We start from the raw sequence: 23430 nt of genomic DNA, 5'->3' as shown, positions 1-23430 counted from the left end.
GTGGAAGCGTGGTGACACGTGAAGCTGACGGATACTAATCGATCGAGGACTTAACTAACGTTTGGCCGTTGAATGGCTCTCTTATTTAGTTTTTAGGGTACAAATGATAAAAATCCCTTGCATTTTTATTAAAAATACCTTATAATATGTCTTGTGTCTTATTTTAAAGTTTCTAAAGACATATATGTAATACGGTGTGTTATCTTACATCGCGGGGTGGAGCAAACCGCCAGCATCACTGAATATTCATCTATGTGCAGGCTTGTGAGGAGTGATACTCCCCTGAGAAACATCCAACACGACGAACAGTCGATTCGAATTTGCATGCATCAATTTTAATACTATTTCATATCGCGGGGTGGAGCAGTCTGGTAGCTCGTCGGGCTCATAACCCGAAGGTCGCAAGTTCGAATCTTGCCCCCGCAACCAAATTTATTCAGCTAACTGCATCGAACTTCATCGATGCTTTTTAAAAGCAGCTGTTCTCTGACATCCAGAGAGAAGTTAACCAGCTGGTCCGGTAGTTCAGTTGGTTAGAATGCCTGCCTGTCACGCAGGAGGTCGCGGGTTCGAGTCCCGTCCGGACCGCCATTTTCAATACATCAATATTGTTTGGATAAAATAGAATGGTTATCATCACAATACATAATACCGAATGACCGTTTTCATATGAAAACGGTCATTTACTTTTAGAAGAGAATATAATATTTTAAAATTAAGCAAGAACTACAACGTCAGCAAATTTCCTTTTTACGCTGTTTTTGCTATCATGAAATATAATGATGATAAATTTGGTGGTTTAAATGGATGAGTTTGCATTGATCGATTCGATAAAACAACAAACGTATAAACAGCCTTCAATTATCAAAGGTGTTGGCGATGATGCAGCGATTTTTCGGCAATCGGCACAGGATATTGTCACTGCTGTTGATACCTTTGTTGAAGACGTGCATTTTACAAGATCAACGATGGACCCGTTTCATATCGGATACCGGTCTCTTGCAGCCAATATCAGTGATTTGGCTGCCATGGGAGCTGATCCGGCATTTTACCTTGTATCCATTGTTATACCGCAATCCTGGAATGAGAACGAGCTGAATGGTCTATATCAGGGCATGAGGGATATGGGAAACGCCTATAACATGGATCTGATCGGTGGGGACACGGTTTCAGGGAAAGTGTTGACGCTGTCCATCACCGTCATTGGTTATGTGCCTCGGGACAAAGCACGATACAGGAGTATGGCGAAACCGGGTGATATTGTATTTGTCACCGGTACATTTGGGGATTCCGCGGCAGGCCTTTTTATGCTGAATCATCCCGATGAGTATACGGATGAGGCCTATTTTTATCGCAAACACCGAATGCCGGCCATTCACGCTGATTTTGTCAGTGAACTGGAATTTCTGCCGAGATTGGCATTGAATGATATTAGTGACGGGATAGCCAATGAGGCAAACGAACTGGCTGAAGCATCACACGTAAGTCTGACCATTTATGAAGACAAACTCCCTGTCAGTACACATTTTCATCAATTCACTGAAGACCAGCAGTTCAAATGGAAATTGTTTGGCGGTGAAGACTTTGAATTGATGGGAACTGTTCCGGCAAGCGGCTGGGAAGACGTCAAGCAAATGGCAGCATCAACACAAACTCAGGTCACTGACATTGGATATGTCGAAAGCAGCGGAAATTCTGACCATGGTGCATTTCTGATCGGTCGCAATCAGATTAAAAAGCGGTTAGAGAAAAAGGGTTATACCCACCTGAAGCAGGTGAAAAAAAATGAGTGACTATCAAATCGAAACACATTCTGAGCTGGAAACGAAACATGTAGCTGAACAGTTAGCATTATGTTTAAAACCGGGTGATGTCGTCACACTGGAAGGCGACCTCGGAGCAGGCAAGACAACCTTTGCCAAAGGACTTGCCGCCGGACTTGGTGTTAAGCGTATTGTCAACAGCCCGACTTTTACCATAATCAAAGAATATCAGGGAGAACTGCCTTTCTATCATATGGACGTTTACCGGCTGGAGGATTCGGATGAGGATATTGGCTTTGAGGAATATTTTAATGGCGATGGCGTCTCCCTCGTCGAGTGGGCGCACTTTATTAGCGATTTTCTTCCCCCTGAGTATTTGAATATCCATATAACATCTTATGGTGAAAACACGCGTTTACTGAAGCTTTTTCCAAAAGGTGAACATTTTAACACAGTGGCAGCCGATTTGATCGGTAAACTGTAAGGAGTTCCTGTCATGAATATACTTGCGATGGATACATCAAACCAAATACTTGGTGTCGCTTTACTGAAAGATGGTCAGTTAATAGGGGATATCACCACGAATATCAAAAAGAATCATTCCGTGCGATTAATGCCAGCCGTTAATCAATTGATGCATGAAGTGAACATGACCCCAACAGAATTGGATAAAATTGTTGTCGCCAAGGGCCCCGGTTCCTACACTGGTGTCCGGATTGGGCTGACAACGGCAAAATCGATGGCATGGTCATTGGATATACCGGTTGTCGGGGTATCCAGTCTTGAAGCACTTGCCTGGCAGGGGCGTTTTTATGATGCCTATATTTGCCCGTTTTTTGACGCACGCCGGGGGTTGGTTTTCACAGGTTTATATCAAACGAAGGATAACAAACTTGAGTTAGTCGATGACGAGAAAAATGTATTGATGGAAGACTGGCTGAAAATGTTGGATCGTACCGGAAAAGACGTATTATTTTTAAGCCCGGATATCAACAAGCATGAGGAGCTGATTCGGTCTTATTTAGGGGACAGAGCGATTATTCCGGAGGGGCCGTTCCATTTGGCTAATCCATCACATTTAGGTTTTGCTGGCCTGCATCTGCAGCCTGACAGTACACATGCCTTAACCCCGAATTATTTACGGCTGGCTGAAGCGGAAGCAAATTGGCTGAAAAAGGAACAAGCAAAAAATGGCTGAGATGGTAATCCGCCAGATGGAATTAGCCGATATTGACGACGTGCTGCAAATTGAAAAAGATTCATTTATGACAACATGGCCAAGAGATATCATGGTACAGGAATTGACTGATAATGATTATGCGCATTATTATGTTCTGCTGATTGATCAGCAATTGGTCGGGTATGCGGGCATGTGGCATGTAATTGATGACGCGCAGATTACCAGTATTGCGGTTGCGCCTTCGTTTCGGGGGCGAAAATTGGGCAAATCATTATTTTTATATATACTGGAACAGGCGATACAGATGGGTGCAAAGAGGCTTTCATTGGAAGTCCGCGTTTCCAATACGGTTGCACAACGGATGTACCGGAAATTCGGGCTGGTGCCTGGCGGTCTCCGTAAAAATTATTATACGGACGATCAGGAGGACGCGATTGTGATGTGGGTGAATTTATCATGAAAACAGACAACTATATTCTCGGCATTGAAACAAGCTGTGACGAAACGGCTGCTGCCATTGTTAAGAACGGCAAAGAGATTATTGCCAATGTGGTGGCATCGCAAATTGACAGTCATAAGCGATTTGGCGGTGTTGTCCCGGAAGTTGCATCACGCCATCATGTCGAGCAAATTACCATGGTTTTGGAAGAAACGTTTAAAAAAGCTGATATGACATGGAAGCAAATTGATGCGGTTGCGGTCACAGAAGGGCCGGGGCTTGTCGGTGCGCTGCTTGTCGGCGTGAATGCTGCCAAAGCATTGGCGTTTGCCAAGCAGAAGCCGTTGGTCGGTGTCCATCATATTGCCGGGCATATTTATGCCAATCGATTTGAACGTGAATTCGAATTTCCGCTGCTGGCATTGATTGTGTCAGGCGGGCATACGGAACTTGTGCTGATGAAGGAGCACGGGTCGTATGAATTAATCGGTGAGACCCGTGATGATGCTGCAGGTGAAGCGTATGATAAAGTTGCAAGAGTGTTGGAATTGCCGTATCCGGGCGGCCCGCAGATTGACCGTCTGGCTGCTGAAGGCGAAGAATCGATTGACTTCCCACGAGCATGGCTGGATAAAGACAGTTTTGATTTCAGCTTCAGCGGCTTGAAATCATCGGTTATCAACAAGACCCACAATGCAGCCCAGCGTGGAGAGAACTTGGATAAGCACGATATTGCCGCCAGTTTTCAGGCCAGTGTTGTAGACGTGTTAATCACTAAAACGTGGAAAGCTGCCGAAAAATATCATGTGAAACAGGTGATTGTCGCCGGCGGGGTTGCAGCCAATCAAGGTTTGCGTCAAGCACTGACTGAAAAGTTCAAACGTACGGGTATCCCTTTGTTAGTTCCGCCGCTGAAACTATGTACCGACAATGCAGCGATGATTGCAGCGGCAGGATTTGTCTCGTATAAACAGGGGAAACGATCCGGCTGGGATTTAAACGCAAATCCATCACTGGTGCTTCAATAATATCCACATGCTTATTCACTGCATTGTGGATATTTTTTTATGAGGACCAACCTGTGTACATCCAAAAATGTGGACAAAAAATGTGGATAAACCGGCTTTTGTTTGTGGAAAATGTGCATAACCCGGATGAAAAACGGTAAATACGTTGTTAATCTGTGTATAGGTCTGTGGATTATGTGTATTATTAACGTACAAAAAGGCCCCGCTACATGCGGGGCCTTTGTAAATGCACTAAATATGATTTATTCCTGCAACGATGTCCATTCTTCCATCAGTTGCTCAATCTCTTGCTTTAACTCGCTCGTTTGCTTCGTGAGCTCCAGTGACTTTTCGTGATCTTCATACACTTCTGGTTCGGTCATTTTTTGTTCAAGTGCTGCCAATTCCGCTTCATGCTGTTCAATGGTTTCTTCGAGTTCACGTATCCGACGCTCTTTTTTGCGTCTTTCCCGCTGCTCGAGTTTATCTTCACGGAATTTTGCTCTGCCGCGGTCTTCCGATTGGACCGTTTCTTCTTTTTGCAGCAACTTCTCAATTTCGACTTCTTCCTGCTTTTTCTCGATGTAATAATCATAGTCGCCCAGATAGACTGTTGCGCCGTCACGCTGCATTTCCACGACTTTATCAGCTATTTTGTTGATGAAATAGCGGTCATGGGATACGAAAATAATCGTACCCGGAAAATCTGACATGGCAGCTTCCAGAACTTCCTTGCTGTCAATATCCAAATGGTTGGTCGGCTCGTCCAGCACAAGCAGGTTGGCGTTTTGCATCATCAGTTTGGACAGCGACAGACGTGCCTTTTCACCGCCGCTCAATGAGTGAACCGTCTTTAAGACATCGTCACCTGAAAATAAAAAATTGCCCAATACAGTCCGGATATCTTTCTCATCGATGTTGGGATACGCATCCCACAGCTCGTCCAAAACGGTTTTGGCTGTACTTAACATCTGTTGTTCCTGATCGTAATAGCCAATTTGCACATTGGTCCCGATCTTGATCGAGCCTGATTTTGGCGTGAGCTGGCCGAGAATCGCTTTTAATAAGGTTGTTTTTCCAACACCGTTTGGCCCGACCAGCGCAATCCGCTCACCACGGTTGACATGTATCGTCACATTGGCAAACACCGGCTCGTTTTCATATTGAAAAGCGAGCTGGTCTACTTTTAATACATCATTCCCGCTTGATCGGTTGATGCCAAATGAAAAGGAGGCTGACTTTTCATCCCCTTTAGGCTTGTCCAGCTTGTCCATTTTCGCCAGCTGCTTCCGCCGGCTTTGGGCACGTTTTGTTGTTGAGGCGCGTACAATGTTCTTTTGGATGAAATCCTCCATATTTCGAATCTCGGTCTGCTGCTTTTCGTATTCTTTCATTTCTTTCTCATAATCAAGTGCTCGCTGGTTTAAATAGTAACTGTAATTGCCATTGTATTTTTTGGAATGGTGCCGGCTGATTTCATAAACAATCGACACCGTTTTATCCAGAAAATAGCGGTCGTGCGACACAATCGTTACCGCGCCAGGATAACCGGCCAGATAGTTTTCCAGCCATGCCATTGTATCGATATCAAGATGGTTGGTTGGCTCGTCCAAAATTAACAAATCCGGTTTCTTCAATAGCAGCTTTCCAAGGGCTAGTCGGGTTTTTTGTCCGCCGCTCAGTTCATTGATCGGTGTGTCGTGATCATCGTCGTGAAAATTCAACCCGGTGAGTACTGATTTAATATCGGCCTCGTACCGGTAGCCGCCGCCGGTATCAAATGCTTGTTGTTTCTTATCGTAGTCCAAAAGAAGCTGTTCATAATCTGCATTGGAGAATGATTCCGCCTGGGTCATTTTTTCTTCCAACTGCCTCAATTCCTGCTGCTGCTTGAGCAATTGATCAAACACGGTAAGCATCTCATCCCAGATCGTTTTGTCCGATTCGAGACTGGTGTGCTGGGTCAGGTAACCAATGGACAGGTCTTTTGGCTTGAAAATCTCCCCTTCATCATAGGAAATTTCCCCTGCCATCACTTTTAACAGTGTCGATTTGCCGGCACCATTCCGTCCGACGATGGCGGTTCGATCATGTTCATTTATTTCAAGTTTAATATTCGCTAAAATTTCTTCGGCTCCGAATGACTTGGCTATGTCATTGAGCTGCATTAATATCATCTATGTTCACTCCATTCTATCCAAGTGTACCGCATTACGATTTGGAAGGGCAATCATATTGTGATATTCGGACGACTTCACGGTCTTTTTCTGATAGAATAAGGACAACGACATACACGAGTAAGCGGGGGGTTGATGATATGGCGGATTTCACACATTTTAATGAACAAGGCAGAGCGCGCATGGTTGATATCAGTGATAAACAGGAAACAGAACGGACAGCCATAGCTGCCACGAGCATTCAATTAACAAGAGAAATTTATGAAAAGATTACAGCGAACACCATGAAAAAAGGGGACGTACTGGCGGTCGCCCAGGTAGCGGGAATCATGGCTGCCAAAAATACCTCCGACTGGATCCCCATGTGCCATCCACTGCAGTTGAAAGGAACGGATATTTCGTTCAGTTGGCAGATTGCCGGTGATCGATACAACCTGCAAATTGAAGTGTCGATTAAAACGAAAGGATCGACAGGTGTGGAAATGGAAGCATTAACAGCGGCTTCTGCAACGGCACTGACCGTATACGATATGTGTAAAGCGCTTGATAAAGGCATGATAATCGGCCAAACCTATTTAGTGACCAAAACAGGCGGTAAAACGGGTGACTATCATCGCCAAGCCAGGGAGGACTGACAGTGGAGCAAAATAAAATACCCCAGGCAACGGCTAAGCGGCTGCCGCTGTATTACCGGTTTTTAAATAACCTGAATCAGCAGGGCAAAAAACGTGTCTCGTCAAAAGAATTAAGTGATGCGGTTAAAGTTGATTCAGCCACTATCAGACGAGATTTTTCCTACTTTGGCGCGTTGGGTAAGAAGGGCTATGGCTATCATGTGGAGTACTTGCTCGGCTTTTTCCGGAAAACGCTCGATCAGGATGAACTGACAGATGTTGCACTAATTGGGACGGGCAATCTTGGCACGGCTTTTTTACATTATAACTTCCTGAAAAACAACAATACGAGAATCATCATGGCGTTTGACGCGGATCCAGATAAAGTTGATTCAGATATTGGCGGCGTTCCGGTTTATCACATCGATGAATTGGAAGAGCGGATGGGTGATGTCGAAGTGGCGATTTTGACAGTGCCATCGGATGAAGCACAGACCATTACAAACCAGCTTGTTGATTATGGCATATCCGGCATTTTAAATTTTACCCCGGCACGGATTACGGTGCCCTCAGTGATTCGTGTGCATCATATTGATCTGGCGGTGGAATTGCAGTCGCTTGTCTATTTTTTGAAGCATTATCCGTTGAAAGCATGACGGGTCATACCCACTTGCGGCTGGAAAAGAAGTTGTTGATACGAAGAAGCAGTGCTTGCTACCGCACTACTTCTTTTGTTTTTTAATTTTGAAATGGATGATAAACATGCGTATGCTGACACCGAAATCGAGTGTGGCAAAAAAGGCAAGCAGGATGGTAATGAAGTTCCAGATCGTTTCGTCCGCACTTCGAATGGCAACATACGTAAATAAAATGCCAAGCAGGAAGTAAACGCCCCCCATCACTTTTGGTGATATTTTCATAAGACATTAGCCTCCAATAATAATCATCTGCATCTCTTCCAGTTGTTTCATCATGTTTTCAAGATCTTCCGGATCGAGTGATAACTGAACGATCACGGATACGGAATTCATGACCATATGGGCGATGATGGGTACGATAATCCGTTTAGTCTTCACATAAAGGAACGCAAACACAAAACCCATTGATGCGTAAACGAGAATGTGTTCCGGCTCCATGTGAATAAGTCCAAAAGCCAACGCAGACAGTAGTGCGGCCAGAAAAAAGTTCATCCGTTTGTATAGTTCCCCGAAAATGATTTTACGAAAAATAATCTCTTCCAATATCGGTGCGATAATTGCGGTTATCACCATGAAAAGCGGTACTGAGCGGGTTAAATCCATAATCATTTGGGTATTTTCGGAGCCGGGACTGATGCCCAGCACGAAGGTCTCGATCGATGACGCAATATAATTCGCAGCATATGCCATGAACAGGCCGGCAGCAGCCCACAGAATGGTTTGGCCAGCTGGTGTCGCATTGCGGTGCTGCGGCGTGTTCATATCCGGACGCATGATCCATGATACGACGAACAGCGCGGCAATGAAGCTGAATATGGACCAATAGATATTCGCATCAATCAGTCCGAGTGGCGTCAGTGCATAAATAATGGGTACAAAGACAAATACAGAAAGCTGCATGATGATATACGTTAAAATCACATACCAGTAACGTTTTGGCAAAATATAACGACTCCTTTAGTCTTTAAGTGCGTGTTCAAAAAGGGGAATAAAAAGGACCACGAAAATCGATGCGGAATTTTACCGGACTTTTTGAACAACCTTTTCAATTGATATAGTCTATGCAGTTATGTGTGATTCTAAAATGCCAGTCTTTATTTTACCATATATTGTACAAGCATTATAATAGAACGAGTCCGTGAGATCGCGAGCAGGGCGTGATTGTAAAATTGGAAAAATCCAATGATAAATACTTGCATTTTTTAGATGAATTATTTAATATATTAATTGGAATTAGCACTCACCATGTTGGAGTGCTAACAGGATCCTTCAAATACTGAAAAGGAATTAAGGAGGTTGTCGGCATGATTAAGCCACTAGGAGATCGTGTAGTAATTGAGCTTGTGGAGCAAGAGGAAACAACAGCAAGCGGCATTGTGCTTCCGGATTCAGCCCAGGAGAAGCCACAGGAAGGTAATGTTGTTGCAGTCGGTCCCGGACGTGCAGCAGACGATGGTAAAAAAGTTGCGCTTGAGGTCAAAGAAGGGGATCATATCATCTTCTCTAAATTTGCCGGAACTGAAGTGAACTACTCCGGAAAAGAATACTTAATTTTGCGTGAAAACGATATTTTAGCTGTAGTGGACTAATCTATAGCAGATTTAATGTCGAAGCATATACGAAAATTCAAGGAGGCGTTTTTGAATGGCTAAACAACTTAAATTCAGTGAAGAAGGCCGTCGTGCCATGCTGCGCGGTGTCGATACACTGGCAGATGCCGTCAAAGTTACATTGGGGCCAAAAGGTCGTAATGTTGTATTGGATAAAAAATTCGGCTCACCACTCATCACCAATGATGGTGTGACGATTGCAAAAGAAATCGAACTGGAAGATCATTTTGAAAACATGGGTGCTCAGCTCGTATCCGAAGTTGCTTCCAAAACAAACGATGTAGCCGGTGATGGTACAACAACCGCGACTGTTTTGGCTCAAGCGATGATTCGTGAAGGCTTGAAAAACGTAGCATCCGGTGCTAACCCTGTTGGTGTCCGCCGCGGTATCGAACAAGCTGTTGAAGTGGCTGTCAACGAACTGAGAGGCATTTCCACACCAATTGAAGGCAGAGAATCGATTTCTCAGGTTGCAGCGATCTCTTCCGATGATGATGAAGTCGGAAACCTGATTGCTGAAGCGATGGAACGTGTCGGCAATGATGGCGTCATTACTATTGAGGAATCAAAAGGCTTCAACACCGAACTTGAAGTTGTTGAAGGGATGCAATTCGACCGTGGTTATTCTTCACCATACATGGTGACAGACCAGGATAAAATGGAAGCGGAACTGGAAGATCCATACGTCCTGATCACTGATAAGAAAATCGGCAACATCCAGGAAGTATTGCCTGTACTGGAACAAGTTGTCCAGCAAGGCAAGCCGATCCTGATCATTGCTGAAGATGTTGAAGGCGAAGCACTGGCAACACTTGTTGTCAACAAACTGCGCGGCACATTCAACGCAGTAGCCGTCAAAGCACCAGGATTCGGTGACCGCCGTAAAGCAATGCTTGAAGACATTGCAACATTGACCGGTGCTGAAGTTATCACAGAAGATCTTGGACTGGATCTGAAGAGCGCAACAATGGAACAGCTTGGCCGTGCCAACAAAATCGTTGTAACCAAAGACAACACAACCATTGTTGAAGGTGCAGGCAATCCGGAAGCTATTTCCCAGCGTGTTTCCCAAGTCCGTGCACAAGCTGAAGAAACAACTTCCGAATTTGATAAAGAAAAACTGCAGGAACGTCTGGCTAAAATGGCAGGCGGGGTCGCTGTCATCAAAGTTGGTGCAGCAACCGAAACCGAATTGAAAGAGCGTAAACTCCGCATTGAGGACGCGTTGAACTCCACCCGCGCTGCCGTTGAGGAAGGAACTGTTTCCGGCGGTGGAACAGCATTTATCAACGTACTATCCAAAATCGGTGAGCTCAATCTGACCGGTGACGAAGAAACAGGTGCCAAAATCGTGCTTCGTGCACTTGAAGAACCAATCCGTCAGATCGCACACAACTCCGGCCTTGAAGGTTCGATCGTTGTTGAGCGACTGAAAGGCGAAGAAGTCGGCATTGGCTTCAACGCATCAAATGGCGACTGGGTCAACATGGTCGATGCCGGTATCATTGACCCAACAAAAGTTACCCGTTCAGCACTGCAAAACGCCGCATCTGTTGCAGCCATGTTCTTAACAACAGAGGCAGTTGTCGCTGACCACCCAGACGAAAGTGAAGGTGGCGGTGCCGGTGGCGGCATGCCGGACATGGGTGGCATGGGCGGAATGGGCGGCATGATGTAAAATAGGTTTCAAAACCTTGTTATATCAACGTTCACAACCATTATAACTGATTTAAGTGTCCGAAAAAGTGACCGATATTAGTTGATGAGATTTTAGTGAGGTTTCCATTGAGTTACTAAACTTTTTGGAAACCTCTTTTTTTATCTCCTACAGTCAGATACTCCTATAAGTGTTCATGTTTAAGGTTTACAATCGCTTCGATGATTGGCTAAACAAGTTTTTGTAAAGAGTATAAATCGGAAGTGTCTTATAAAATTCTTTTTTATCTTCATCAAATTCTTCATATAAGATTGCAGCTTCTTTCTTACTTTCAAGTAAAACATTTATACAAAATATTAGTTCTTCACTATCCTCTAAAGGTGTATTTTCTTTCTTTAGTTTCATAAGCTCGTTATAATCTTCGGATTTTAACCCGTATTGTTCTCTGAACACTGTCTGCAGTAAATTTACTGTTATAATTCCACTTTCAGGGGAATCTGGTATGACTTCTTTTAATTGCTTATATAAGTATAAAGGAATTCTTAAAAACTCCTTATTTCTTGTCACATCATACGCATTTAAACATGCAAGTGAAAATTTATTAAGTGGGGAAAATGTCAGTTCATATTTATCAAACTCTATATATTCAAATGACTTGATAATATAATCTATATTCAGATTATCAGCGTTGATTAGTGATTCCTCTTCTAGCATTAAGTATGGGCTTACTCTAGCACTTTGCCCATCTTCATCACTAAAGACACGAATTGGCATTTCAAGTAGTTCCTGAGAAAATGGATTGATCAATTTATTATCTGAATGTGGGTTATAAAATAATAGTAAATATACATCCCCTATCATATATTTAAAGAAACTTGGACTTTCGGGCCTTTCTATCTTGAAACCACTGTAATCTTTATTAATCATGACATTGATTATTTTTTTGATTTCCAAAATTATATTATCTTTATTGCCAAACTGGACATCTTGATTAACATCTAATTCAAAAAAGAGAACTTTAAGCTCTAAGAACAATGAATAGGAATTTTCTAACCTTTGTACATATTCTTTTATATTGTTCTCATTAGAAATTTCCCAGTAAAAATCGCTGAATTCTATTTTGCCTACTTTTAAAAACTTAATAATTAAAGGAAGTATTTTTAGCTGTGTAGAAAGAGAGTAAACTCCTCTTATGTTAAACTTAAAGTTCTTTTCACCCTCATGAATTATAAATTCTAGGCAGCCCTCGATAATTTTTATCATTTTAGGTTTCATATACCTTGATTCTACTCTTACCTGGAATTTCTTCCCACCTATATCAATTTCCTCATAGTCTTCAACTGCAATTGCTTCCGGTCTCATATTTCTGATTGGATATTGAATATTATCTTTTAAGCCATAAAGAATAAAGTCATGATTAACTATGTCTTGAATTGGTTCAGTATCAGGGTTAAACGTAAGACTAGTAAATAATATTTTTTCATAATCCTCTTCTTTATATTGATTATTTTCAATTAAAACTTGGGGTTGTTTTTTCATTTGATCAATAAACTTTCTACACACTATGTATAACGTTGTTTCTTCAAGTGGTCTTAGTCCTATACTAAAAGTTTTTTGGTGTTGCCAGGTATCAATAATTTGCTTCAACTCGGCAGGTAATAGCTGTTTATAAAAAATCTTGGTGTTGGTTGGGCTTAGTATTTCAATAACAAGGAGTAAACAGCCCCCTCTTTGATAAAAATTTTGATAATGTGATAAATCTAAAGGAAAAGTTCTGGTGCCGGTTGTGAATTTTTGTACTTTGGTTCCTTTCACTTGAGTAGGTACATCATTCATGTAGCTCTCTTTACGTTCAGAATCATCCTTGTAAACTGTAATTAACCCGTCAAAAGATGGTTTTTTATCACTTTTTGGGATGTCGGCTTCCAAATATGATGTCTCTTCAAATGTTTCCTTTTCAATTGCATTTACAGCAATTGCTTCTTTCTTCCTATTTGACATTTTAGCCATTTTTTCCACCTCGCTGCCTTTGTAAATCGGCTTAATATCATATTATTGTCAAAAAGTATAAACCCAAACATGGTATAATAGATTCGATATTAAAGTCCTATGAAAGTGCAATCTTAAAGGAGTAATTATGTCATTTATATTTGGAACCCAAGAAAACTTATTGAAAAAGATTAAACAGAAACGTGAACAAATGCTAGAGATAGCTGAAATATACGGTATTGGAAACGAGAAGACGTTGAAATATAGTCAAGAATTAGATATACTAATTGTTAAATATCAACGACTTAAAAATGATCATGCCAAATTCTAATGAAACTGTCACAGATTCTATCTAGGAGTTTTATACCTAAAATTCACATAAAATTTACATATAGTATACACAATGTTTGTGTATACAGTTATTAATTAATAAGCTTTTTAGAGGTATTTTCCATTAAGTTACTAAACTTAGTAGACGCCTCTTTTTTAATGTTTTTTGTCATGTGTGCATATATATCCATAGTCGTTTGTATGTCGGCATGACCGAGTCTTTCCTGAATCTCTTTAATGTGGACACCAGCTTCAATCAGTAATGATGTATGAGTGTGTCTAAATGAATGTGGTGTAATACCTTTTTTAATAGATGTCCTTTTTAGCAATCGTTGAAGTCGAATGGAAATAGCTTTTATTGTTTTGGGATAACCTTCGTTCGTAGCAAAGATAAAGTCATGATCGTTATAAAAGGGTTTATTCTCCTTTTTGATCAGATCCTGCTCTTCTTTATGCTGCTGAAGCAAAGTGATTAGTAGTTCGTCTATGGTTATTATACGCCTTGATGTTTTTGTTTTTGGCGTTAGTAATTGATATTTTAATTTGTTGTTAGTTGGATTGTAATACGTTCTTATAACACGTAAGGTATGGTTGTCAAAGTCAATATCAGTCCATCTCAATGCAACCAATTCACCTACACGTAAGCCTGTATAAGCTAACATTGTGAAAACGACTAAGTCGCTTTCTAAACCTTCATCCTTTGTGATTGTTAAAAATTCCTCTAATTCTTCTTTCTCAAGGTACTTTTCAATTATTGAATTATCTTTTTCGAGATCCTCAACGGTTTCTTTTTTCTTTGGTAATACAATTTCCTCTGTTGGGGAGACCTTAATTAATTTATTTTGAATTGCATACTGGAAAACCATGTTTGCCGAGGTATGAATACTTGAAACATAATTCATGCTAAAATTACCGGCTAATTTGTCTATGGTGTCCTGATAAGCTTTCTTTGTTATCTTTTGTATTGGTGTACTGCCAAATTCATTAAGGATATGTTTTAAAGCAATCTTTCTTGCCCTTACGCTGCTGTCTTTTGCACCTTGAGAATGGTAATGGTGTTCCCAATCAGTATATAAATCACTAAAAGTAATGTTAGATGGTTGAATATACTCTCCGTTATGAAATTGCCTTTCAAATAGGGCTGCTGCAAGTTTGGCATCTTTCTGAGTTAAAAAGCCTTCTTTAGCTTTTCGTATATCCTTGCCTGTTACTGGATCGGTCCCCATGTAGGCACGAAAGCCCCAGCTTATACCCTTTTTTGTTTTCTTTTTGTATATGCGAGCCATTAGATCACCTTTTGAATTCATTAATTTAATGTATTTAAGATTATTTATTTTTTTCACGATTATAAGCCATTTCACAACTTGAGCGTTTCCTAAATGGTAAAGGTGGACAAAACCTTTGTTTTCCGTGTTGCAATTCAAAATAATTCCCGCAGTACATACATTTCTTGATTTGACTTTTAGCAATTAATGAGTGTCTTAGTTGAATATAAGCATAATGAAAGAGGTCATGTATTTTTTCTGTTTCAACAAAATTATCTGTTAGTGAATTATAATTAAAAACCTTTTCGTGACGGTTGGCTAATACGTTATTTAGGTAGATTGTTATATCATATTTAAGCTGGGCTAACATTGCCCCTTTATTCAAATTATCTAGTCTATACTCACTTTCACCTTTAAATTGTGAGTTTAGATTAAGGTATATACTTTTGATTAAATCAGTGTCATTTGTACATATTGCAACGTATATTTTAAAAATAAACTGGAATTCCACTAAATTTAAATGAATGTGGAATGTAGGGCACGAAAGAAATTCAATAGTTTCATTTCCTCTATTTACTATTTTTCCGGTGGGCAATCCGAATTTCTTAGAGAAGTTAATCAAATCTTCATCATTGAAAGGCTTTATTTTTGCTAACTCAGTAAATATACCTTCTCCACTTTCATTTAGATGATATTCCTTTTTGTCCCCGTCTGTGTCTAAGATATTTCCAAATCTTTTTATCTTTTTAGTATCCACGCTAATTACCTTTGATTCATCAAATAGATTGATAAAAGCTTCTCTATTGTTTGCGTAAATCCTTTTGGATACTAAGTTTTTAACTTCATTTATATTTTTCTTTGTATAATCTGAAAAAGCTCTCCAATTTTCGACTTCCAGATTCAATTTTTTTTCCACTTTACTTAGGTAGGCTCCGAATTCCTCATCATTAGCATTGTTATTAATTGACATAGTGGAGTCAAAATGATCAATTAAATCGTCTATTAAGTTTTTTCTGTAGACATACTGATCATTTAAGTTAATTCCTTTGAAGTAATTTTCCAATTTATATAATTTATATGGTTTATTGACTATAAATCCGTCTGTATATCCCATGTTTATAAATAACTCCTTAAATTGATATGAAATTTAATGTCGATTTATATTGATACATCTATAGAATTGTGCTAACATAACAACAACGATAATAACAAACGACATAAAAATATAATTATATGTTGTTTCTATTATTTATTTGGTTTCTTAAAATTATAATAACAACAAAAAACACATTAATCAATTTACTTCTGTGTTTGAAAGAGAGGTGAAGAATTTGACAGCAAACGAAATCAAACAATTTATCAAAAGAGAAGGCTTAAAACAGTGGCATGTTGCAGAATTTTATGGGCTAAGTGAAGGGAATTTTTGTCGTTTATTACGTAAAGATCCTTCAACGTATAAACTATCAAAAATCATGGATGCTATTGAAACAGCAAAAGAAGTTTATGGGGATAATAAAGGTGGTGAAGTCGATGATTAACATTGAAGTTGATCAGAAAACTGTTAATAGCATGCTTGAAAAAGCTATCAATGAGAGAGTGGATGAAATTGTTAAGCAAAAATATTTTCTGACATATAGTGAATTGGCTGAGTATCTTAACATTAGCAAACCTATTATTGAAGATCGCTTAATTAAAAATGGATTAAAGTACTATCGTGTCGGGAGTAAATATTTATTCAAAATTGATGAAGTAGACGAATTCTTAGATGATATGACAGCTTCTATGACAGCTACCAACAATGATATTAAGTTTTTCAATAAATTGAAGGAAGGTGCTAGTTATAAATAATACTAAAAAGCAATTGAAGCAAGTAGAACCGGCAACAGCTTTGCAAAAGCTAAATGCAAAGGATTACGTTGAAATGACAAAATTTTTAAAGCGTATTAGTACAGATCATTCAGTGAATCGTTTTTCGCTATGTTTTTACCAATATGAAGAAAGACATGGTCTAATTGCAGTTGTTAAAGTTGAAAGTAGGGATGTAGGTAAGGTTCAATTAGTGGCAGATAATATTGGTTAAATCAACTGAATGTTGAAGGAAAAGATTTAATATAATACAGTTCAAAAATTCATAAGGAGTGGGAATATGGTAAGGCCTAAAAAACAGGGTGTAGATTATTTTCCGTTAGATGTTTACTTAGATGATAAGTTCAAATTCCTTGAAATCAAATTTGGTTTAACTGGACTCGCAATCGGTATTAAATTACTACAGAGAGTATATGCACAAGGTTATTGGTGTTCTTGGGTTGAAGACGAGCAGTTGTTATTTTCCAATGAAGCAAATATAGATCTGAATACACTACAAGAAATAGTATCGGAATGTCTGAAACGCGATTTATTCAATGAAGAACTATACAACAAATACAAAATACTTACTTCAAGAGGCATACAAAAACGGTATAGGGAAATTGTTAGACGCAGAAAGGACGTCGAAGTGATTGAGGAATACTTACTTATTGACGGTATTTTCGGAGTTAATGACGACAATAACCAGTCATCAGGAAGTCATAATGATAACGAAAGTACACAAAGTAAAGTAAAGGAAAGTAAAGGAAACGAAATAAATAATGATACATATAAAGATACGGAAGATGCAGATTCAGCTAATAGATCACAAGAAATAGTGCAGGAAGAAATTTATAAAGATAGCCTTAAAGAGGGTTGGATACCTAAGCAAACGCATGCAACACTTCTTGCTTTTTCTGAAGATTACTACCAAATGTCCCATTGGTTTGGGATTATACTAAGAGCAAAAAAAGAGGCTGAAGAAGAACACCAAGTATTCTTACCAGTTGAAGAAATAGATTATGAATTAAATAATATCGTGAAATCTGGCTTCCGTGGTATATACAAAAATAAAAACAAAGTTGAGAACCCTGATAACTATTTTTTCGCTTCTGTTTTTAATGGGTTAGAAAATATTTGTATCGAACTAAATAAAACTGAGGAACAAGAATTTGAAATTGAGGAGCAAGAGTTTGATGAAATTTATGCTTAATTATCAAAGTAAGAAGATAAAAATTGGATATACAAAAAATGAAAATAAAATAAGAAAAAACACCTTATATAAACCTTAAAAACGGCTTTTAAGAGGGCATATTCTTAAAAAGTTTCAAAGCTTTAAAGGTGCTTAAGTGGCTAAGGTATTACAACCACAAATTGTAGTACCCTATCTTAATAAAATTGATATTAATATTATAGCACAATTCAAGTGCATTTATAAGTGAAACTGGCAAATAATTCGTCATTTGTAGATATAGTTATTCTTTTTGTAAAGAACGCACCATTGTAGCTTTTTAAATTATATTTTTGTTGTTTAAAACGTTTAGGAATTAATAGTCAAGCGTAGATTTATGGGCTAATTAATGAAAATAGGAATTCACAGAGTGCCCATTTACGTACACCCCTTATCAGGTGTACCAATGGGTGAAAGAAAATATTGATATTTTCTTTCAGACGTTGGCTTTGCCAATAACCTGCGGAAAAACAAAAATTTATTTAGAAGTGGGGTTGTTCCATGAGCACATATTATTGTAGCGTTAATGTGATTAGTAGGGGAAAAGGGCAATCTGCGGTAGCGAGTGCTTCTTATCGAAGTGGAGAACCTTTATACTCCGAATTGGATATGGAAATGAAGTCATATAAGAAAAGAACTGTACAGCCCGAAACGTTCATTGAAGCTCCTGATAATGCACCAGAATGGGTATATAATCGTGAGAGGTTATGGAATGAAGTAGAGTGGTATGAAAATAAATCTGTGAGTCGTTTAGCCAGAGAAGTTAGATTAGCTTTACCGATTGAATTAGACAATAATCAGCAACATCAATTATTAGAAGAATACGTGAAAGAAAACTTTGCTGATCGAGGTATGGTTGCAGACGTTTCTATACACAGGGATGTTGCGCATAATCCTCATGCACATGTCCTGCTAACCACTCGTCCATTTAAAGAAAATGGGGAGTGGGGGAATAAACAAAAACGAGAGTATATCAAAGATGAAAATGGAGACTATGTTTTAAATAAAAATGGGAAGAAGAAATTTAAAAAAGTGGAACTAACTGACTGGGATTATAAAAAGACGACTGTTGAATGGCGAAAAAATTTAGCTGAGAAAATTAATCAATATTATAAAGATAATGGTATTAATGAGAAAGTTTCCCATGAGAGCTATGAAAAACAGGGATTGGATAAAATTCCGAAACATCGTTTAAATCGAACTGAATACCAAACTGAAAAAAGATTAAAAGAGGATGCTGCCATCAATGGATTGGAATATAAGCCTAGAACATATTTTGCAAAGCTAAATGAAGAGATTGAAGAAGCAAATTCCGAAATAGAATTATTAAATAAGAAAGTTGCTCACCTCAGTAACTATCGGGAAAATGTTAAGAAGCAAACTGTTGAGGAACTTGAATCCATACGTGATAAAATCTCTTTATCTGAGAACGATTGGAAGTCGCTGAAGATCGTTGCTAAACGGACAAATGGCTTTGTTGATATTACAAACGCAAAAGAAACTTTAGACCGACTTGATTATTGGAAACAAAAAATTATGAATGAGAAGCATGAAATCGTTGCAATGGGTAAAACGTTAGAAAAGGCCAAATTAGTCTATAAGGATAATCCGAAAGATGTCTTAATGTATGGGTTCATTCCCAATAAATTTAAACAGCAGTATAGGGAAAAAATGAATGAATATGAATCTAAGATTGATGATTATAACACCAAAGTCCGCGCCTACAATGAAGTGAGTAAACATTCGAAACGTGCGTTTGAGATCCAAAAGGTATTTACAAACGAGGAGTTTAAATACTTGTATCCGAACTTTGCAGGTAGTCTTGATGATAATGATAAAGCAATGGAGCTAAAGAACGCTTATATTGAGAATTTTAAGCAAGGTGGACAATTATTATCAAATGATATACCTGAGGTCGATAGAATGGAATATACAGACTCGCATGTTCAAGCAAATAAAGTGTTACAGGAATGGAAGGAAACAAACCATAGTCTTTTAATATTAGAAAGGACTAAAGCCAAACATCAACGCGAATATGGCGAGCAATATCGTGATTGGGATGCTGAAAAGGTTTTTAATAAGTCCTTGAAATTTACTAATACAAAAGAACAAATACAAGCAAAAGAAAATGAAAAAGATAATTTATCTGTGAAAATAGATCGTGAATTAAAAACCATTTATCCTGCCATCACTGACAATACATTGTCGAAGATGCCGTCACAATCTAAAGCGAGAGTCTTAGAAATTTATGTGAAAGGTGAGAGTACAGGTGAATTTTCAAAAGATGTTGCTAAGGTTAAAAAAGATATAAAAACCGATTTACAGAAAGATGCGGAATCGAATATGCAGCATGATACGGCTGATTCTTCATCAAAGGGAAATGCTGGAGATTTATTCAGTAGTATTATAAATAACGCTCAACATGAAGGAAGCAACAAGCATGATGAATTAGAACGGCAGCGTCAAAAGGCTAAAAAAAGCAAAGTACGGAAACATCGTTTGGATATCGGTGAGAATGAATTATAAACTAAATATTAGATTTACAATATAAATTGGAATCAAATTAAAGTAACTATACGAAATAGCAACTACATTGCTGAGTGTGAAATGTAGTTGCTATTTTAAATTACGTAAAGCCTAAACTGCTTTTAACCCAAGCGTTGTCACCTAAACTTAACATTGGTGATAATTGCACATTATACTTATTTGGAATCAAAGAAGCCTACCTGTTAAATTTTTAATGATTGCTGTTCACTTTCCTTCCTTCCGAGGGTTTCTGGGGTTGGTATAATGACCGAGAGGCATAAATTCTCGAGAAAGGAAAAAGGACACCTCCAGATTATGTGAAATTGCGGGAACAACTTCACTGGAGACGTCCAATAATAGTACATATTGTTTATGGTCAATATATCAGATTATAGGTTGATTGAGAAGGAGAACGAAACGGGGTTGTCAATTCCTATTATCAAAAGGGTTTTAATGTCTTCTGTTTAGTTCAGTTATTTGTACACCATACAACACGCTGCTAAAAAGAAAGAAACCTTTCCATTTTTCGAAAGGTTTTAAAAGCATTGTAATGTACAGCGTTCACCGCTTGCTCTTTTTTCGTTATTTCTTTGTTGTTGCTTTTCCTTTTTTGTTATGACATTGGAAACCACAACAGGGGACATTTTATTTTACATTAACTTTGCTATTATTAAATAGGTTTACACTATCAATATTAGGGAGTTTACGTAAAGCGGAACTACTTAACCAAAAAATGCTGAAGATAATCATCGAAATACCACAGATCATAACAGGGATTTCTGGTGTGGACGTTTCACCTAAAATACCACCAATTAGAGAACCTACAGGCATTCCTAGAGATGCTGCACTAGTTAACAAGGTGATTACTCTTCCTATATACGCTGTCTCTACCTGTTTCTGTATTGATGAAAATACAAGGATGTTTAGTATCCCAATCGAAATGGCGCCTATACTGAATAAAATGATGGACGCGATTAATGGTAAAGTTGCAGTACCCATCCATAAGATACCCGTACCAATATAAGAAATTATAATTAATTTCCCAAAATCTATATGTTTTAGCTTTGGCGTAATAATAGTACCAATCATTATTCCCAGTGACATTGAAGCCAGATAAAAGCCATACGCAGCTTCTATACCATGACCTTTTATAAGGGAAAATGCAGGTAAATTTGTTGTCATGATAACCATTGTGATGTTAATAAAGACTAAAGAAAAAATCATTTTAGGAACTAATGAGTTTTTAATATAGTTAAAACCCGCTCTAAGATCTATAAAATAAAAATTAGCGGCAGATCCAATAGACTGAGATTTTTCTTTAGAAATATCTGGTTGTTGGAAATTGAAAAATGCATACAAGATGGTTACTAATAATATACAGATAGCAGTAATTGAAATAGCCGGAACAGTACCAATGAATGTTATGATAATACCTGCTCCTGCAATAAAAACAATATCCATAGCTTCACGAATCGCTTGTAAATATGAATTCGCTTCAACCACATTATCTTTTCCTACAATTATTGGTAGTATGGTTGATTCGATTGGATACGTATATTGTGTAAATAAAGCGGTGATAAATAACAAAATAATTACATACCAAACATTTAATCCAATCGTGTAGTTTAATAATGGTATTGTAAATAAAATGATCGCTTTTATAAGGTTGCTATATACCAAACCATTTTTATATTTAGCATAGTTAGCTAATGGGGCAATTAAAAAAGACAATGCACCCGCTGAGGATATTGCAAACATGGCAAATCCGGAATAAAGAACACTTCCACTCAAATTTAAAACAAGTAACATCCCCGCAACTAAGTAAATACCACTTCCTAATCCATTAATAAAAACACCTGTCATTAATATTAAAAAATTTCTTTCAAACACAAATGGCTTTATTCTTTTCATATATCCTCATCCTCCTCTTTGTATGCTTTTATAAGATATTCTATAGCATATGGTGATTGTTCCTCACTATCCTTTTCCTTATAAGATAAGTGTCCATATTTATAAAAAAGGTCCTGCAGATCTTCACTTAATTGATCAACAAGTTTTTTAGACAAATAAGTATTTATAGTTCTACCATCAACATACCCTGGTGGAGATTCTTGTTCTGGATTCCTAAATGATACAGCTTTGGCTCTGTAATATTTTTCAACAACCCCTTTTTCTGTATCAACACTTTCAATCTCTAAAATATCGTGCTTAACAAGCTGCTGAATATGATAGTAAACAGTCCCGGGATTTTTCCCCAACAAATCGGCTGTTTGTTTAGGTGTCATTGGCTGTTCGAAAAGCAATGCTATCATTCTTGAACGCAGGGGATTGGAAATCACTTTTTGCTGCTTCCAGTTAATTTCCATAATTTCGGTTTTATGCCTTTTTTTTGGTTCCATTAAATCACCTTTTCATTTTAATATTTGTATTCCCAAAACATTTTGGAATTATAAATATTGTACTATTTAGAAACCCAAATTACAATACCTATCCATTTAAAAAAACTCTGAAAACCCAGAGGAATTGATTATTGCGAATGAATTGAGCCAACTTATGTGGAGTTTTGAGCCAGTCATTGCGGAAAAAAGAGCCGCGATTTACGACTTTGACTGGAATTGGAATCGTTACCATCAGACATACAAATCACATTCTGAAAGAATTCTTCCAACTACACGTTAAAACAGGAAAAACCAGTGAAAAGTAATTATTAGAGGATCGTCCGACCATTCTTGAATATTGCCATCGGATTGAGCCGGCTATGCCATTTTTTTGAGCCATCGATGACAAGAAAATGAGCCAGTTATGACACAGGTGAGCCACTCACTTGAAAACAAGACCATTGTAATAACAGCGTGAGCTGCTTGCCCTTGACCGCCGTGCCACTTCTTAGTGAACGTTGAAGGGGTCGGGCCCCGCTAGCAGAACTTAGAAGTGACGTCCGTGGTACGTTGTTGATGCGGATGGAGCCCTGAAGTGTTTATGGCAAAATAAAATTACATAATTCGGCAGCCTAAAAATACACAACTGCCAGGATAAAAAAGAGCCTTGCCAGTCATCCCAAAATCTAATAACCTCCTACATGTAAAGTCCAATAAACAT

General features: G+C 38.5%; 23 protein-coding genes and 2 tRNA genes. 17 read left to right on the top strand and 8 right to left on the bottom strand.

All coding sequences use genetic code 11. The features are described 5' to 3' along the window. The first annotated feature begins 352 nt into the window (after window positions 1-352). From E4U82_RS17260 to tsaD, 7 genes are all read left to right on the top strand, one after another. Window positions 353-429, top strand: a tRNA-Met gene (locus E4U82_RS17260). 85 nt (window positions 430-514) lie between these two features. Then, window positions 515-591 (top strand) — tRNA-Asp (locus E4U82_RS17255). 212 nt (window positions 592-803) lie between these two features. After that, entirely contained in the window at window positions 804-1793 is a 990-nt protein-coding gene (gene thiL, locus E4U82_RS17250; protein WP_135111415.1) for a thiamine-phosphate kinase, read from the top strand. Further along, on the top strand, window positions 1786-2247 hold the full coding sequence (gene tsaE / locus E4U82_RS17245) for a tRNA (adenosine(37)-N6)-threonylcarbamoyltransferase complex ATPase subunit type 1 TsaE (protein ID WP_135111414.1): 462 nt from the start codon (window positions 1786-1788) through the stop codon (window positions 2245-2247). Before thiL ends, tsaE begins: the two co-directional genes overlap by 8 nt. A 12-nt stretch (window positions 2248-2259) precedes the next feature. Continuing rightward, window positions 2260-2961: a tRNA (adenosine(37)-N6)-threonylcarbamoyltransferase complex dimerization subunit type 1 TsaB gene (tsaB, locus tag E4U82_RS17240; RefSeq protein ID WP_135111413.1), complete on the top strand. Its 702-nt coding sequence runs from the start codon at window positions 2260-2262 to the stop codon at window positions 2959-2961. Continuing rightward, window positions 2954-3403 (top strand): ribosomal protein S18-alanine N-acetyltransferase, encoded by a 450-nt coding sequence (rimI, locus tag E4U82_RS17235; protein WP_135111412.1) that lies wholly within the window; start codon window positions 2954-2956, stop codon window positions 3401-3403. Before tsaB ends, rimI begins: the two co-directional genes overlap by 8 nt. Beyond that, a complete protein-coding gene (gene tsaD, locus E4U82_RS17230; protein WP_135111417.1) occupies window positions 3400-4410 on the top strand; it encodes a tRNA (adenosine(37)-N6)-threonylcarbamoyltransferase complex transferase subunit TsaD in 1011 nt (336 codons plus the stop codon). Before rimI ends, tsaD begins: the two co-directional genes overlap by 4 nt. 242 nt (window positions 4411-4652) lie before the next feature. On the opposite strand, the gene E4U82_RS17225 is transcribed toward tsaD, so the two are convergent. Further along, complete coding sequence (locus E4U82_RS17225; RefSeq protein WP_135111411.1) at window positions 4653-6566, bottom strand: ABC-F family ATP-binding cassette domain-containing protein; 1914 nt, start codon at window positions 6564-6566, stop codon at window positions 4653-4655. A 140-nt stretch (window positions 6567-6706) separates the two neighbouring features. On the opposite strand from E4U82_RS17225, the gene moaC reads away from it, so the two are divergent. Beyond that, window positions 6707-7201, top strand: coding sequence for a cyclic pyranopterin monophosphate synthase MoaC (gene moaC / locus E4U82_RS17220; protein ID WP_135111410.1), 495 nt, complete (start codon window positions 6707-6709; stop codon window positions 7199-7201). A gap of 2 nt (window positions 7202-7203) precedes the next feature. Next, the gene (locus E4U82_RS17215; RefSeq protein ID WP_425339537.1) at window positions 7204-7836 is read left to right on the top strand and encodes a redox-sensing transcriptional repressor Rex; all 633 of its coding nucleotides are present in this window, start codon (window positions 7204-7206) and stop codon (window positions 7834-7836) included. A 66-nt stretch (window positions 7837-7902) separates the two neighbouring features. Here the strand turns inward: E4U82_RS17215 and E4U82_RS17210 are convergent, their stop codons facing one another. Both E4U82_RS17210 and E4U82_RS17205 read right to left on the bottom strand, forming a co-directional pair. Next, window positions 7903-8100, bottom strand: a complete 198-nt coding sequence (locus tag E4U82_RS17210) for a YdiK family protein (RefSeq protein WP_135111408.1) — start codon at window positions 8098-8100, stop codon at window positions 7903-7905. 6 nt (window positions 8101-8106) lie between these two features. Next, window positions 8107-8820, bottom strand: coding sequence for a CPBP family intramembrane glutamic endopeptidase (locus E4U82_RS17205; protein WP_135111407.1), 714 nt, complete (start codon window positions 8818-8820; stop codon window positions 8107-8109). Between the two features lie 362 nt (window positions 8821-9182). Between E4U82_RS17205 and groES the strand changes: the two genes are divergently transcribed. Together groES and groL are read left to right on the top strand one after the other, a co-directional pair. Further along, window positions 9183-9467: a co-chaperone GroES gene (gene groES / locus E4U82_RS17200; RefSeq protein ID WP_135111406.1), complete on the top strand. Its 285-nt coding sequence runs from the start codon at window positions 9183-9185 to the stop codon at window positions 9465-9467. Between the two features lie 55 nt (window positions 9468-9522). Then, on the top strand, window positions 9523-11166 hold the full coding sequence (gene groL, locus E4U82_RS17195; protein ID WP_135111405.1) for a chaperonin GroEL: 1644 nt from the start codon (window positions 9523-9525) through the stop codon (window positions 11164-11166). Between the two features lie 186 nt (window positions 11167-11352). Here groL and E4U82_RS17190 read toward each other — a convergent pair whose 3' ends face one another. Beyond that, the gene (locus E4U82_RS17190; RefSeq protein WP_135111404.1) at window positions 11353-13155 is read right to left on the bottom strand and encodes a hypothetical protein; all 1803 of its coding nucleotides are present in this window, start codon (window positions 13153-13155) and stop codon (window positions 11353-11355) included. 127 nt (window positions 13156-13282) lie between these two features. Here E4U82_RS17190 and E4U82_RS17185 point away from each other — a divergent pair, with 127 nt between their 5' ends. Further along, complete coding sequence (locus tag E4U82_RS17185) at window positions 13283-13465, top strand: aspartyl-phosphate phosphatase Spo0E family protein (RefSeq protein ID WP_135111403.1); 183 nt, start codon at window positions 13283-13285, stop codon at window positions 13463-13465. A gap of 91 nt (window positions 13466-13556) precedes the next feature. Here the strand turns inward: E4U82_RS17185 and E4U82_RS17180 are convergent, their stop codons facing one another. Both E4U82_RS17180 and E4U82_RS17175 read right to left on the bottom strand, forming a co-directional pair. Then, window positions 13557-14750 (bottom strand): tyrosine-type recombinase/integrase, encoded by a 1194-nt coding sequence (locus tag E4U82_RS17180; protein ID WP_135111416.1) that lies wholly within the window; start codon window positions 14748-14750, stop codon window positions 13557-13559. 40 nt (window positions 14751-14790) lie between these two features. Continuing rightward, window positions 14791-15843 (bottom strand): hypothetical protein, encoded by a 1053-nt coding sequence (locus tag E4U82_RS17175; protein ID WP_135111402.1) that lies wholly within the window; start codon window positions 15841-15843, stop codon window positions 14791-14793. Window positions 15844-16060: 217 nt separating this feature from the next. On the opposite strand from E4U82_RS17175, the gene E4U82_RS17170 reads away from it, so the two are divergent. The 5 genes from E4U82_RS17170 to mobQ all read left to right on the top strand — a co-directional run bounded on the left by E4U82_RS17170 (window position 16061) and on the right by mobQ (window position 20331). Continuing rightward, a complete protein-coding gene (locus E4U82_RS17170; protein WP_135111401.1) occupies window positions 16061-16267 on the top strand; it encodes a helix-turn-helix domain-containing protein in 207 nt (68 codons plus the stop codon). Continuing rightward, window positions 16260-16577, top strand: a complete 318-nt coding sequence (locus tag E4U82_RS17165) for a helix-turn-helix domain-containing protein (protein WP_135111400.1) — start codon at window positions 16260-16262, stop codon at window positions 16575-16577. The genes E4U82_RS17170 and E4U82_RS17165 overlap by 8 nt, the downstream gene beginning before the upstream one ends. Then, window positions 16561-16809, top strand: coding sequence for a hypothetical protein (locus tag E4U82_RS17160; protein WP_135111399.1), 249 nt, complete (start codon window positions 16561-16563; stop codon window positions 16807-16809). The genes E4U82_RS17165 and E4U82_RS17160 overlap by 17 nt, the downstream gene beginning before the upstream one ends. A 66-nt stretch (window positions 16810-16875) precedes the next feature. Then, entirely contained in the window at window positions 16876-17787 is a 912-nt protein-coding gene (locus E4U82_RS17155; protein ID WP_135111398.1) for a Lin1244/Lin1753 domain-containing protein, read from the top strand. Window positions 17788-18306: 519 nt separating this feature from the next. Further along, the gene (mobQ, locus tag E4U82_RS17150; RefSeq protein WP_135111397.1) at window positions 18307-20331 is read left to right on the top strand and encodes a MobQ family relaxase; all 2025 of its coding nucleotides are present in this window, start codon (window positions 18307-18309) and stop codon (window positions 20329-20331) included. A gap of 645 nt (window positions 20332-20976) precedes the next feature. Here the strand turns inward: mobQ and E4U82_RS17145 are convergent. Both E4U82_RS17145 and E4U82_RS17140 read right to left on the bottom strand, forming a co-directional pair. Beyond that, window positions 20977-22242, bottom strand: a complete 1266-nt coding sequence (locus tag E4U82_RS17145; RefSeq protein WP_135111396.1) for an MFS transporter — start codon at window positions 22240-22242, stop codon at window positions 20977-20979. After that, a complete protein-coding gene (locus E4U82_RS17140; RefSeq protein ID WP_135111395.1) occupies window positions 22239-22730 on the bottom strand; it encodes an ArsR/SmtB family transcription factor in 492 nt (163 codons plus the stop codon). Before E4U82_RS17140 ends, E4U82_RS17145 begins: the two co-directional genes overlap by 4 nt. Window positions 22731-23430: the final 700 nt, after the last annotated feature.

The organism is Lentibacillus salicampi (assembly GCF_004565465.1).
Taxonomy (GTDB): Bacteria; Bacillota; Bacilli; order Bacillales; family Amphibacillaceae; genus Lentibacillus; species Lentibacillus salicampi.
Note: the sequence above shows the minus strand (reverse complement) of the source record. Positions and strands in the feature narration are given on the sequence as shown.